This is a genomic window from Hwangdonia seohaensis (assembly GCF_031932625.1).
Lineage (GTDB): Bacteria > Bacteroidota > Bacteroidia > Flavobacteriales > Flavobacteriaceae > Hwangdonia > Hwangdonia seohaensis.
On the sequence record NZ_JAVSCK010000001.1, the window covers coordinates 20,679 to 35,438 of the forward strand.

A 14,760-nucleotide genomic window follows, 5' to 3' on the forward strand; every position below is an offset into this window, starting at 1 on the left:
TAATTTTTATTTCAAAACTTTTTCTAAATCTCCTCAACTTGTTAAAATCTTCGATTATAAACGTTTTTAGCTTAAAGGATTACAAGTTTTTCTATTTTTTCTACTTTTTTATTTAGCAAATCAGATTGCACCGTAAGCTTATATATATACACGCCTTTTCCTATTTTATCGCCAAAATCGTCCCTTCCATCCCAAACTATATCTCTGGACAACGAACTTGTGGTTTTGGTTCCCGCATTGGTTTGTCCGTTAAGGGTTTTAACCAATTTGCCCGAAACGGTGAATATCTGTATTGAAACGTTTAAAGGGTCTGAACTATTGTGATTAAACCAAAATTCTGTGTAATTAACAAACGGATTTGGGTAGTTAAGCACATGGTTAATAACCAATTCTTCATCCTTATCGTATACAATAAATTGAATTTCGGAAACCGACGAATTATTATACACATCCCAAGCTTTTAGGGTTAGCGTATGAAGCCCAGGCTCTAAATCTCTAAAGGGAAAAGAGACGACACCTTTTTTGTAATCGTCGACTTCGGTTTGATAATAATCGTTTAATATCAACGGATTGGTTTCGTCGCCATCGATAATGGCTACAATATCGTGACCAATACCACTTGCTGTATTTATACCGTTTTCGTCTTCTAATTTAGCCAATAATGTTGGCGATTCGTTGGTTATGCCTCCAGAGACGAAATTCTCGTCATTCATGTAAAGGGCAATCACGGGGCCAATATTGTCTTCGGCAGCATTGTTGTTTACCCCTCCTATTTTAACGGTATTGAGGCTGGCACCCGACTGATCTTCAAGTAAGGCTTCATTTTTTGAATAAAAGCTAACCTTTCCGAAACCTACGGGAATTCCAATGTCTTTTGGCACGACAAAATCGAATTCAAATTGCCCATTTGTAACCGATGCTTGTCCTCTAAAAATTATTTCCCCCAAGGTTTCAAAATCCATTTTTATCAGTTGGCCATTTAATCGCGTACCATCGTTTGCCAGGGTTTGCCTTTGAATGTTTTTGTCGTAAATAGTGGTTGAAAGCGTGCCGTTATAATTAGTTAAAACATTGCCCGACACATCGGTAACCTCGCCGGCAAGTTTTACGTAACTCAACGCTTTTAAGGTATCGGTGGCCTGTGTGACGGGAACATCGTTAATTCTCGTTAATCTAACGTTGGGTTTCGCAAATGCCAATTTCATGGCTGGGTCTCCAATAAAAAACACCAAGCGCCTTTGACTTTGGCTGGAAATTGATGGGTCATTTTTCGTTAATCTTAAAGCCTCTGCCATGGATGGGTATTCGTAATCTTCGTAAGTATCGATATTACTATATGAAAATAAATACTGTTCCAATTCATTATTGAAGGTGATTCCAAAGTTCACAAAAACCTGTCTTGTTGTGGTAATTAAACCAATCGCTCCCGCTTTTTTATTCCAATAGGTAAATTCGCCGGCAGTTTCCCTAAACGGATTATCGAATTTGGTAAACTCGCAGGTTACGGTTACAAAACAATTGAGCTTACAAAAGTTTCGGAACCCTTCTACATCGGGCTTTGTTAAAATACGTTCTTGGGCCAAACCTTCTTCTCCGCCATGTCCAAAATAATTGACCACCAATGCCCCATTATCAATAGCATTAACTAAAGACTCTGTTACTTGTGGATATCTGTTCCCACCAGCTGAAGCCTCTTGTTTAAAAGCATCGGTATGTATTTTTATAACGTTTATAAATGGTTTTTCCTGACTAACGTTATTCCCAACATTATCTGTGGTTTGTTGTAAAATGCCTTCCCAATCTTTATCGACGTCATCAGAAACGACTACAAAATTATTCCGCCAACTACCAAAAGCTTCTTTTACGTAATAGCTTTCAATTTTATCCACCATATCTTTGGCACGTTGTGGCGTATCGGCCAATATTCTGCCCACGGCAACATCTAATTTATCGCTTGTGGCCATAGTACCTTCATTGGCATCCATCATCCCATAAAAATCGTCTGAAACAAAGGAATTGGTTAGGTTGAAACTATTGTACGAGTACCACGAAGGCACTATGTTGGTGTTGTTTGGGATTCGATCTTTATAATCGAATGAACCATCTCCAAACAAACACACGTATTTAATCCTGTTTTCTGGCGTGCTGGCATTGTCGTAAACATATTTTACTAAATTTCTGATGGCGCCAACATCCTGATTTCCTGTGCTAAACTCATTATATATTTCGTTTAAACCGACTGTTTTTACATTCAAATTATATTGATTCCGATTAATTTGGGCCAATCGTTCCGCTTGATTGAGCATGTTATTTGGTGCTACAATAATATAATCGACATCTTGAAATTGTCCATCGCTATTCTGAAAAATAGTACCCTTTATATTTTGATTGGCCACGGTTCTATCAGCATCCATTTTAGGCTCAAAATAATCTGTTGGTGTTAGGGCAACATACGTTTTGAGGCTTCCTAAAACTGAAGTAAAAGAAAGGTTGGCACTGGTATCTGCGTTAACAAAGCTTGTGGCATTATATAAATCGGTAACCTCCCAAACCTCTGAAATTTGTGACGCATTTGCAATATTATACTGCCCTATGCCCGAAGCCGTAGCCACGGCGCTATGCTTAAATTGAAATTGTTTATCGGTAAAACTTAAAGCTCTGGTTGCTTCAATAGAAATATAATCCAAATAGCCCAAGCCGCTAGGGTTGCCTTGATTGTCGTAATTAAGATTCACGCTAATATTGGACGAGTTTACATTTATATTCCCAATATACGAGGCCTCATTTGCCAAACTTGGATTTGAAGCTCCCGGAATGGATAAACTTGATACCGAACTTCCGTTAACGCTAATTTGCATACTGCTTTGTGTTGATGACGTTGACGCCACGTAAACCCTAAGGTTAATAGGAACAGAAGTTTCTAGATTTGGGAAATCGAATTCAAAAGTTTTGTCGTTATCAATATCAAAACGGTCGCCAAACCAACGCCTCCCCAAAAAGGCAATATTGTGCTCGTCTACTTCATGAAATTTGTAATCTTCAAACGTGTCAATCATCATATCCACGGGTCCTGCAGGTTGGCCCATAGGTTGGATGCGCTTGCCCAAACCAGAACCCACATTGATATAATAATAGGTTATATCGGTATAACAATTAATGTTGGTATTGCTCTCTGCGTTAAATCCTTTGGGGCCTTGAGCGTAAAATAAAATATGGTCTTCGTCATTAAAAACACCATCTTCCTCTCCAACAAATTTTATGGCATTTTCGGTAACATCCAAAGGGTGGGCTATCGCGTTTGAATACGGTATCATGCGTCCGCCATTGCCATATAATTTTATGGTACGCGGGTCAACACTGTTTACATTTACCCCTAAATTTTGTAAAAAACTTTTGGATATTTTAAACACACCCGTAGTATCTACATAAAACTTAAACCACGCGCCTGAGCTTAAAACCGAATTTGTAACAACCCCGGAAGTCGCATTAAATTTATTAACCGCGGCCGATCTATTGGCACTGGTATTGTAATTTATTTGAAAAGATTGCACTTTTTTATAAGTCCCATTGGCATCTTTTATAATGGGCGTTAGTTGAAAAAAGGCAAATTGTTGATGTCTGGCTTTTGAATTTTTTAAAGTGAATTTCAACTCATTTCCAATGGTATTAACATCCAAATCCTTTAAATCGTCCATAGAAATTGGAGCGTATGTAACCTGACTGATTTTTATTGAAGCTTCGTTAACGGCTGTTGAAGTTTCCCACTGTGCAACAAATAGCAAACCTTCGTTGAAATCGTAGCTAAAATGTTCGGCATTAAAAGCCGGTATTTTTAAACTATAGTTGCCACCGGAAATGGTTTGATGACCGTCCCATTTAATGGTAAACTTTTTTTGCTGCGAAAATACGGCAGCAGAAATAAATAAAAACAAAATTAAAATGTTCTCTTTCATCGCTAGAATAACGGCTTTTATATGATGTTATTATCAAAATAAATAACAAATTTAAAAACCGATTCAAAAATACAATAATAAATTAGTAAATCGTGCGTTTATTAATCACAAATCAATGATGAAAAACAGCAAAAACATCGTTGTAATGTTTAAAAAATAGGGTGAAATGCATATTTTTTTGGTTAAAATGCAAAAAATTACTTGTGTTATTCGGTTTAATTCTTATATTGCAGCACCAAAAATATTATTAGCTTACTTAAACGTATGGATATGAAAAAAGTAGTAGCATTAAAGGTTATGGTAGTTTTAGCACTATCTGTAACCGCTATTGGTTGTAAAAAATCTTCGAGCTCAAAGAATAGTTCTAGAGCTACAGGGTGGCAAATCAACGACAGAGAAGGTGGTTTTCAATACAATACCAGTTTTAAAGAACAAGAAACCGCCCCAGGTTTAGTCTTTATAGAAGGCGGAACTTTTACAAAAGGAAAAGTACAGGACGATGTGATGCACGATTGGAATAATACGCCAACTCAGCAGCACGTTCAATCGTTTTATATGGACGAAACTGAAGTTACCAATGTGATGTATTTAGAATACTTAGATTGGATTAAACGTGTTTATCCACCAAGCGATGAAAACTTTAGAGCCATTTATCAAGGCGCATTGCCAGATACTTTAGTTTGGAGAAATCGTTTAGGATTTAACGAAATAATGACTGAAAACTATTTACGTCACCCGGGTTATGCAGAATATCCTGTGGTTGGTGTAAGCTGGATTCAAGCGGTTGAATATGCCAATTGGAGATCGGACCGTGTGAATGAGTTTTATCTTGAAAAAGCAGGTTATTTAAAAAGAGATGCCAAAACCTTAGAGGTTAATGCAGATCAAACTTTTAACACGGATACTTATATAAACGCGCCTACCTTAACTTACGGCGGTAATGAAGAAATTATAAACCCAGATACCAGAGGAAGAAGAAATGTTAGAACCGATGCCGACGGAAACGAAACCGGTATTTATGCAACGCGTGAAACAGGCATTATTTCTCCAAAATACAGACTTCCAACAGAAACCGAGTGGGAATATGCAGCTTTAGGGTTAAGTGAAATTAGAAGCTATAACCTTTATAGAGGTAGAAAAAAATACCCATGGGACGGACAATACACACGTTCTGGAAAACGTAAGATTCGCGGTGATCAATTGGCTAACTTCAAACAAGGAAAAGGAGATTACGGTGGTATTGCTGGTTGGTCTGATGATGGAGCAGATATTACCAACGCTGTAAAATCTTACGAACCAAACGATTTCGGATTATACGACATGGCTGGTAATGTAGCTGAATGGGTAGCCGATGTTTACAGGCCTATTATAGACGATGAGTTTAACGACTTTAATTATTACCGAGGTAACGTTTATACCAAAAACGCTATAAACGAAGATGGCTCAGTAAAATTAGTTACTTCAGATGACATTGTTTACGACACCTTATCCAACGGAAAAGTAATTGCCAGAAATTTACCAGGTCAAATTTTACAGGTTCCTATTGATGAAAACGAAACATACCTGCGTACCAATTTCGATAGAAGTAATGAAATAAACTTTAGAGATGGCGACAAGCGTTCTTCGCGTTTATTTGAAAGCTTTAACGACGACGAGGAATTAGATAGTAAAGCAGAAGCTGAAACACAACAAATGTATAACTCGCCTAAACATAGAATTACCAGAGATTCTTTAGGAAACATTATTAGAGAATACGACAAAAGCAATAACAGATCTTCTTTAATAAACGATAAAGTTAGAGTTTATAAAGGCGGTTCGTGGAAAGACAGAGAGTATTGGTTAGACCCAGCTCAAAGACGCTACTTCCCACAGGATATGGCAACCGATTATATCGGATTTAGATGTGCCATGTCTCGTGTAGGCTCAAAAAGTAAATCTAAAAACAAAACAAAGAATTAAAAAACTTCTAAAAAAATAATATTAAAAAAGTCCTAACTTACATTAGGACTTTTTTTATACTTTTATTTGTAGAATAAATTCTCAACTTTAGCTGAGTTTCTGTTGAAATTGTCATTCCTGCGAAGGAAGGAATCTAAACCATAAAACTACTTTATATTGAATATAGAAAACCTACATAGTCTTTTTTTAGAATGTAATTCGGTTTGTACGGACACTAGAAAAATTAAAAAAGACGATATGTTTTTCGCACTAAAAGGCGATAATTTTAATGGCAATATGTATGCGGAAAAAGCGCTCAAAAAAGGCGCGAAATACGCCGTTATTGATGATAACCAATACAAAACCTCAGCCCAAGCCATTGTGGTTAACAATGTACTTGAAACACTGCAAGAATTAGCTATATTTCATAGGAAACACTTAAACGTTCCCATAATAGCCTTAACGGGTAGTAACGGAAAAACAACCACCAAAGAACTAATAAACGCAGTACTTTCCCAAAAATATAAAACAACGGCAACTGTTGGCAATTTAAACAATCATATTGGGGTGCCGTTAACATTGCTTTCCATGGACTTGAATACCGAAATTGGTATTGTAGAAATGGGTGCAAATCATTTAAAGGAAATTGAATTTTTATGTCATATTGCTAAGCCAGATTACGGTTATATTACCAATTTTGGGAAAGCTCATTTAGAAGGTTTTGGTAGCGTTGAAGGCGTTATTACAGGGAAAAGCGAAATGTACGATTATTTAATGGCCAACAACAAAACCGTTTTTGTAAATGGAAATGATACGATTCAAGTGAACAAAACAAAAGGCGCCAATCGATTTGTTTTTGGAAACAACACCTTTGTTGATACTACAATTGAATTTATTGATGCCCAACCGTTTGTAGCTTGTAAATACAACGGCTTAATTATAAAAAGCCAACTAATTGGCGATTACAACTTTGGCAATATTGCCGCCGCCATAGCCATAGGAAACTATTTTAAAGTTGCCGATGATGCTATTAAAAATGCTGTTGAAAATTATATACCTACCAACAATCGTTCACAAATCATTAAAAAAGGCACAAACAACATTATTTTAGATGCCTACAATGCAAACCCAACTAGCATGCATGCCGCTTTGCTTAATTTTGAAAAACAGACAGGGCCTAAAATCGCTGTTCTTGGCGATATGTTCGAGCTGGGTAACGATGCTAAAAAAGAACATCAAAACATTACAGATTTGGCAACTTCTTTAAATATTGATAAAACTATTTTTATTGGAGAAAATTTTTATCAATCTGAAAGTGATTCGAAAAAAGTAATTCAATATAAATCGTTTGAAGATTTTAAAAACGATTTTGATTTCACTCAGATGAAAAATACCACCTTATTAATAAAAGGTTCTCGTGGTATGGCTTTAGAAAGGGTTCTGGAACTACTTTAAAATCTATTCCAAAAAAAAGGTGTCTGATTATAAATTATAACCAGACACCAATAATTCTCCCTAAGAACTAAATTAATAGCATTGCAAAGATGTTTGAATCTCAAATAATACGCAATACTCAATTTGAGTAATTCTTCAATTATATAAAGTGTTCATTCATTTTTAGCATCCCAATTAGCTCACCTGTAGACGATATATTCAGTTTTTTAAGAATATTCCTGCGATGTGTGTCAACGGTATTCGGACTAATATTTAATTTATCGCCTATCTGTTTGCTTGAGTAATTTAAAACCAGCAACCTAACAATATCTCGTTCTCTGTTACTTATTCCTGCAGACAACAGTTTTTGAGAACAGTTATTAAAATAAATGGTCTCGTATTCATTTTTCTCATTCAACAGTTTAGCTGTTGCGCATACCTGTAATTTAATTTCTGGCGATAACACCGTATAATGCGCTAGTCCAATTATAGGCTTAAAATCGCTATCAAATCCAAGTGGCGTGGTGTTTTGAACAATATTAACATAGTCGTCACTAGAATTCTTCAGTCGATAATTCCAGGTGTAACTCATTCTTTTTCTGTCTTCAACCTTAGTATTGTTCAACGTAAAATCCATAAGGTCGTTTAACGCCTGAAGCCACTCTTCCAAATCGTCGGGATGCATTCTACTCCAAAAATATCGCATGCCTTTTTTTTCCAATGTTTTTTTATCCAACCCAAGGCAAGCAGGCATGTTTTTGCTTATATACTCAAAAGTTAGGCTTTGTGTGTTGGTAATACAGAAAAAAGTTGAACTATACGGCAAGAAGGTGTCTAACTCAATAATTTTCTCAATATGTTTTTCTAAGGAAGGGTTATCGTACGATTTGAATATTTCTTTATATACATTCTTAATACTAGAGCCATTCATACTGAGGGATTTACCTAAAAGTAGCAAAAATATTTATAACCTTAAAATATGATGATGATTATTTTAAGAAATAAAAAAACCTAATAATCAATTTATTAGGTTTTAAATTTTTGTGGGCGCGAAGGGATTCGAACCCCTGACCCCTTGGGTGTAAACCAAGTGCTCTGAACCAACTGAGCTACGCGCCCTCTAAATAGGACTGCAAATATAATCTAGTTTTTAATATTGCAAAAACTTTTTCAATAAAATTTTAAATTATTTCTGCAACCACAAAAGTGCTACCGCCAACAAAGATAAAATCGGATAAACCGGCTTGTTTAAAAGCTGTTTGATAAGCTTCGTTTACAGAATTATAGGCCTCTCCCTTAAGATGGTGTTTATTGAATTCCGCCTTGAGTTTATGGGCATCCATTCCTCTAGGAATATCCGGTTTGCAAAAATAATAGATGGCACTTTTGGGCAGTAAGTCTACAATGGTACTTAAGTCTTTGTCATTAACAACCCCAAAAACAATATGAAGCGCATTAAATTTTTCGTTTAAAAGTTGCTGCATTACATATTGCAAACCTTCCCTATTGTGCCCTGTATCGCAAACCACTTTGGGTGAATCGTTTAAAGTTTGCCAGCGCCCTAACAAACCCGTGTTTTTAACAACCTGAGACAATCCTTGTTTTATATTTTTTTCCGAAATTTTGTATCCTTTCTTTTGAAGCGCTTTAACCGTTTGGATAACCGTTTTAATGTTTTTTGATTGATAGCTTCCTAATAAATCTGATTTTAAAACTTGGGTAATTTCTTTATCGGCAAAAACGATTTCTGAGTTGTTAGCCTTAGCCAATGCTTGAAAAACCGGTTTGGTTTCTTGTTGAGTTTCGCCAATAACCACAGGAATATGGGGTTTGATAATACCGCCTTTTTCAAAAGCAATCGCATCAAATGTGTTTCCTAAAAATTGGGTGTGATCAAAACCAATATTGGTAATTACCGAAACTTCCGGGGTAATGATATTTGTGGAATCCAATCTGCCACCTAAGCCCACTTCAATAACAGCAATATCAACTTGAGCTTTTGAAAAATAATCGAATGCCATGCCAACAGTCATTTCAAAGAAAGACAAGGGATGGGTTTCAAAAAAAGCTTTATTTCGTTTTATAAACCCGATTACAAACTGTTTGCTAACTACTTTCCCGTTGACTTTGATACGCTCTCTGAAATCCTTTAAATGCGGTGAAGTATAAAGTCCCACTTTATAACCCCCCTCTTGGAGAATTGATGCCAACATATGGCTTGTTGACCCTTTGCCATTGGTGCCGGCTACATGAATGGATTTGAATTTATGCTCTGGGTGATCTAAATGTTCGGCTAGTTTTAAGGTATTTGATAAATCTTTTTTGAATGCCGTTTTGCCCTGTTTCTGATACATTGGCAGTTGAGAGAACATCCAATTGAGGGTATCTTGATACGTCATTATACCAAATGAATTTTAATATTGCACATAAATAAATTGAATTATTTTTGGATTAATCTAGACAAATAATTTAAGAATAGTTTTAGTTTTTAACGAAGAATAAGCTAAAAAGAAGCGATTTATGCGATTCATTTTAAAGTTTATTCGGTATTGCTACTGACTTAATTTGAAGTTTACACTAACAAAACCGATTTGTTTAGCTGGTGCTTTTGAATCTGCCGGCCACTTATGGGAAAGGGCTATTTTTTTTGCTGGCTCTAATAAACACTGTGCAGTATTGGTTGTACCTCTTTGACCGGGTTCCGCTTTTATAACGTTACCACTTCTATCTACTTCAATCCTTACCACAACTCTTCCCGACTCGTTGCAATCTTGCTTAATGGTTTTAAACGAAGCTCTACCGCGACCATTTAAACCGTAGCCAACACCACCAGTTCCTGAGCCCGAACCTGGACCAAAATAACTTGGAGCATAAGGGTCGCCATCCAATTGCCCTTTATCGCCTGCTTTATTATCGTTGCCTTCGCTACCGGTTTCTGTACCTTCAGATTTACTCACACCTCCAATTAAAGCATCCAATTTTTTCTTTTTTTCTTCTTGCTCACGCTTTTCTTTGGCAATTCTATCGGCCTCGGCCTTGGCTTTAGCATCGGCGATGGCTTTGGCTTTTGCCTCGGCTTCCTTTTGTTTTTTAATGGCAATGGCTTCAGAGTTATCTTCAGTTAAAACCTCCTCTTTAGTTTCTGAAGATTTTGTTGGTTCTGCTTTTGTAGCCTCGGGTTGTGGTGGTTCTTCTATTTCCTTTGGCTCCGATTTTACTGGTTTTTTAGGCTGCACATTGCCTTTTCCAAAATCTGTTGTTCCAAAATTTACGGCAACACCATATTCTTCTGGCGGATCCATATACGTTGTGCCCACCACAAACAATAGCACCAAAAGAATAATAGCAATCAACGCTGTGATTCTAGCTGAATTCTTTTCATGTACTGTTTCAAAATATTTCATTTTTATAATATTGCTTTATAATTGTAGACAGAGACGAAACCTTGTTTCCATTAAAAAGATTACCCCATTTCAACTGCGCTGAATGCAGGCTAGTATATTCTACCGCGACTTTCTGTTTAGTTAGGTTTTACGGCTAAAATAACTTTGAATTTATTCCTATTGGCGATATCCATGACTTTTACCACGTTTTCAACCGGCACCGATTTTTCAGCCCTTAAAACAATAGTTGGCTTTTCTTGCGATGATAATGCCGCCATTAATTCGTTTTCCAAAACACTAATGCCCACGCGTTTCTGATCGATATAATACGTTAAATCTTTTTTAATACTCACGGCAACCGATCTTTTGTTTTCGGTTTTACCACTTGCTTTTGGCAATATAATATCAATGGCGTTGGTGGTAACCAAGGTTGAAGCGATCATAAAAAAGATAAGCAACAGAAATACAATATCGGTCATGGACGACATATTGAATTCTGGTGTAACCTTATTTCTTCCTCTAAAATTCATTTATTTTAAATTTTTATATGTTTTGAAGAAACCAAGAATTTCTTCACATTCAGGAATCCGTTTAAATTAGGTAGGTTCGTTTAAATGATCTAAAAACTCCAACGAGTTTGCTTCCATTTGATACACCACTTTATCAGTTCTTACCACCAAATGATTATAGGCAATATAGCCAATAATACCCACAATTAAACCTGCAACCGTGGTGGTCATGGCGGTATATAATCCGCTAGCTAAAACGTCCATTTCAATGGTACCGCCTGCATTGGCGAGTTCAAATATGGCTAATATCATTCCAACTACCGTACCAAGAAATCCTATCATGGGTGCAGCTCCGGAAATGGTAGCGAGAACACTCACGTTTTTTTCCAATCCGTAAATCTCTAAACGCCCTGCGTTTTCAATGGCCGTATTAATATCGGCGAGTGGTTTTCCTATTCTCGAAATACCTTTACCAATTAGTCTTGATACCGGAGAGTTGACTTGGGCACACAGCATTTGAGCAGAGTCAATTTTACCGTTACTCACATGGTCCTTAATTTGATTCATAAAATTCGCATCGATTTTCGAGGCTGCTTTTATGGCGAATAATCGTTCAAAATAAATGTATGAAGCGACAATAAGTAACAGAAATAAAATGGCAATTATAACTTGTCCGGCTACGCCACCACTACTTATTAATTCGATAATTGAAAGGGTTTTTTCAACTGATTCCTCATCGGTAAGCAATTCTGCTCCTTCTTGCATGTTTAGTAATAAAATGTTTAGCATATAATTAAATTTATTGCAACTGTATAACGTATCTTTTTTTGTTAAAGTATATTAAAATAGAGTTCTGGTAAACATAAATGCGGCAGCACCTACTAAGAAACCAACTGCGGCTAACCACGCTATCTTTTTTAAATACCAGAAAAAGTCTATTTTTTCCATGCCCATGGCCACAACACCAGCAGCGGAGCCAATGATTAGCATACTACCACCTGTTCCTGCGGAATAGGCTATAAAGTGCCATAATTCGTTATCGATAGGCTCGGAAAACATACCTAAACTGGCAGCTACCAAAGGCACATTATCAATTACGGCAGAGCCTACGCCCAACAACAACACAACTATATCCGAAACGCCTTCGTGGTGCAACTCGGTGCCCAACATAGGCATATGGTCTTGTAAACTGGACGCAAATCCGAATAGAATTCCTAAAGATTCTAATGCGGCAACCGCCATTAAAATCCCCAAAAAGAATAAAATACTCGGCATTTCGATTTTAGAAAGCGAATGGTGCACCGGACTGTGATGTCCTTGATGGTCCGATTCTTCATGTGCATCAAAGGACAATGCAAATTTTCTGTTGCTGTAAATTTCAGCAAAAGTCGCTACAACGCCCAGTGCAAGCATCATCCCCACATAAGGCGGCAAATGCGTTAAGGTTTTAAATATTGGCACAGATACAATACCGCCTAAACCTAAATAAAGCATTACAGAACTGTATTTAGAGGTAGGTTTAGCAAGGTTTTCATCGATTTTATCAATGTTACCCTTAAAAGCAGGCAAGAATGAAGCGATAAAAAACGGCACCAGCATACATAATAGCGAAGGGATAAACAAATACACAAATAAATGCCCCGTGGTTACTTTTTTACCAATCCAGAGCATCGTTGTGGTTACATCGCCTATTGGCGACCAAGCACCTCCGGCATTGGCAGCAATAATGATTAAACCAGCGTACCAAATACGGATATTTCTATCTAAAATGATTTTTTGAAGTATGGAAATAAGAACAATTGTTGCTGTTAAATTGTCGATTATCGCAGATAGGAAAAACGCCAAAAATCCAAAAATCCATAGGATTCTTTTTTTGCTAGTGGTTTTAATATAGGCTTTAATGGTAGAAAAGCCATCAAAATAGTCAATGATTTCCACTATGGTCATGGCACCCAAAAGAAACACAAGGATTTCGGCTGTTTTCCCAAGGTGATGCAACAGCGTTTCCTCCATTAAATGTGTTTTTTCCTCAAGCGCTAAACCGCCAAAATTGTCCAACAAATTGTGGTTTGATGAATCGAACCATTGCGGAAAGCCTTCAATTCCCAAAGCAATTAAAGCCCAACAAATAGCCATCATGACCAGCGCTGGAATTAATTTATCTATTTTTAAATTGTGCTCGAGGGTAATGGCCAGATAACCGATTACAAATATTAAAATAATTGCTAATTCCATAAATTTGATTTTAAATGAGTTGGCTTAAGGCAATTTCAAATGCGGTTGCGCTTATTCCGGTTTTAAATTGGTTTTTATGATGTACTTTTTCAATAGCTTCTTTTATTTTATTTGAGGTGTCGTTAAATATAGCTTCATCGGTCATTTGTACTCGGCGTTCCATAAAATAGGCAAAAACGCGTGCCATTCCACAATTCGAAATAAAATCTGGAATAAGGCTTACGCGAGAATCGGTATGCTCCATAATGGGTCCAAAAAAGATTTCCTTATCCGCAAAAGGCACGTTAGCGCCACAAGATATAACTTCCAATCCACTATCTATCATCTTATCAATTTGATCAATGGTAATCAATCGCGACGCAGCGCAAGGAGCAAATATCTCGGTTTTAATAGACCATATTTTTTTGTTGGCTTCTTCAAAGGGAATAACATTTTTGGATATAAGTGCATTTCCTGTTTTAGCTAGGAACAAGTTAGTAATTTCTTCGAAAGTAAAACCGTTTTCGTTAATTAATCCGCCTGAGATATCAATAATACCAACTATTTTAGCGCCCATTTGAGACAAATAAAATGCAGCTGCAGCACCAACATTACCAAAACCCTGTATAACGGCGCGCTTACCCGCAACATTTCCACCATAAATATTGTAATATTGTTTAACCGCCTCGGCAACACCAAAGCCCGTAATCATATCAGCTACGGTGTATTTTCTTGAAACGCTCGGGGAATATACCGGATTCTCGATAACCTTTATAACGCCTTGTCTCAGTTGGCCGATTCTGTTAATTTTATCGGCTTCGGTAGGTTTAAAGTGCCCGTTAAAAACACCTTCTTGCGGATGCCAAACCCCACTTTCTTCTGTAATCGGGATAACTTCGTGAATTTCATCAACATTCAAATCGCCACCTGTACCGTAATAGCTTTTAAGCAATGGCGATACGGCTGCGTACCAACGCTCTAAAACGCCTTTTTTACGTGGGTCTTTAGGGTCGAAATTAATGCCAGATTTAGCACCACCAATAGAAGGGCCGGATACGGTAAATTTAATTTCCATGGTTTTTGCTAAAGACAATACTTCGTTCATATCCAAACCTTTTCGCATTCTGGTTCCACCTCCTGCTGCGCCTCCACGCAGTGAGTTTATAACCGCCCAACCTTCAGCATCGGTTTCGGGGTCTTTCCAATTAAAAACTATCTCGGGTTCTTTGTTTTCGTATTTTTTTAATAATGCTTTCATTTCTTAATAATAATCGGTTCATTTTAGCTTAATTTTTTTCATCTCGTTTTATTATTAAGCGTAGCTAAAGT

Annotated in this window: 10 protein-coding genes and 1 tRNA gene; 2 read left to right on the top strand and 9 right to left on the bottom strand. The window is 36.8% G+C overall.

The genetic code is table 11. From position 1 onward, the window contains the following. Window positions 1–71 precede the first annotated feature (71 nt). Window positions 72–3,953 carry a type IX secretion system sortase PorU gene (porU, locus tag RNZ47_RS00075; protein ID WP_311934881.1) on the bottom strand — a complete coding sequence of 1,294 codons (3,882 nt, stop codon included), beginning with the start codon at window positions 3,951–3,953 and terminating at the stop codon, window positions 72–74. A gap of 264 nt (window positions 3,954–4,217) precedes the next feature. Here porU and gldJ point away from each other — a divergent pair, with 264 nt between their 5' ends. Beyond that, complete coding sequence (gene gldJ / locus RNZ47_RS00080) at window positions 4,218–5,912, top strand: gliding motility lipoprotein GldJ (RefSeq protein WP_311934883.1); 1,695 nt, start codon at window positions 4,218–4,220, stop codon at window positions 5,910–5,912. Window positions 5,913–6,068: 156 nt separating this feature from the next. After that, complete coding sequence (locus tag RNZ47_RS00085) at window positions 6,069–7,346, top strand: UDP-N-acetylmuramoyl-tripeptide--D-alanyl-D-alanine ligase (RefSeq protein WP_311934885.1); 1,278 nt, start codon at window positions 6,069–6,071, stop codon at window positions 7,344–7,346. A 139-nt stretch (window positions 7,347–7,485) separates the two neighbouring features. On the opposite strand, the gene RNZ47_RS00090 is transcribed toward RNZ47_RS00085, so the two are convergent. The 8 genes from RNZ47_RS00090 to RNZ47_RS00125 all read right to left on the bottom strand — a co-directional run bounded on the left by RNZ47_RS00090 (window position 7,486) and on the right by RNZ47_RS00125 (window position 14,689). Then, on the bottom strand, window positions 7,486–8,256 hold the full coding sequence (locus tag RNZ47_RS00090) for a response regulator transcription factor (protein WP_311934886.1): 771 nt from the start codon (window positions 8,254–8,256) through the stop codon (window positions 7,486–7,488). A 113-nt stretch (window positions 8,257–8,369) separates the two neighbouring features. Then, window positions 8,370–8,444 (bottom strand) — tRNA-Val (locus RNZ47_RS00095). Between the two features lie 62 nt (window positions 8,445–8,506). Beyond that, window positions 8,507–9,724 carry a bifunctional folylpolyglutamate synthase/dihydrofolate synthase gene (locus RNZ47_RS00100; protein ID WP_311934888.1) on the bottom strand — a complete coding sequence of 406 codons (1,218 nt, stop codon included), beginning with the start codon at window positions 9,722–9,724 and terminating at the stop codon, window positions 8,507–8,509. 153 nt (window positions 9,725–9,877) lie between these two features. Then, the gene (locus RNZ47_RS00105) at window positions 9,878–10,729 is read right to left on the bottom strand and encodes an energy transducer TonB (RefSeq protein ID WP_311934889.1); all 852 of its coding nucleotides are present in this window, start codon (window positions 10,727–10,729) and stop codon (window positions 9,878–9,880) included. Window positions 10,730–10,845: 116 nt separating this feature from the next. Next, on the bottom strand, window positions 10,846–11,238 hold the full coding sequence (locus RNZ47_RS00110) for an ExbD/TolR family protein (protein WP_311934891.1): 393 nt from the start codon (window positions 11,236–11,238) through the stop codon (window positions 10,846–10,848). Between the two features lie 66 nt (window positions 11,239–11,304). Then, entirely contained in the window at window positions 11,305–12,006 is a 702-nt protein-coding gene (locus tag RNZ47_RS00115; RefSeq protein WP_311934893.1) for a MotA/TolQ/ExbB proton channel family protein, read from the bottom strand. A gap of 51 nt (window positions 12,007–12,057) precedes the next feature. Beyond that, a complete protein-coding gene (gene nhaD / locus RNZ47_RS00120; RefSeq protein WP_311934895.1) occupies window positions 12,058–13,452 on the bottom strand; it encodes a sodium:proton antiporter NhaD in 1,395 nt (464 codons plus the stop codon). A 10-nt stretch (window positions 13,453–13,462) separates the two neighbouring features. Then, complete coding sequence (locus RNZ47_RS00125; RefSeq protein ID WP_311934897.1) at window positions 13,463–14,689, bottom strand: Glu/Leu/Phe/Val dehydrogenase dimerization domain-containing protein; 1,227 nt, start codon at window positions 14,687–14,689, stop codon at window positions 13,463–13,465. Between the last annotated feature and the right edge of the window lie 71 nt (window positions 14,690–14,760).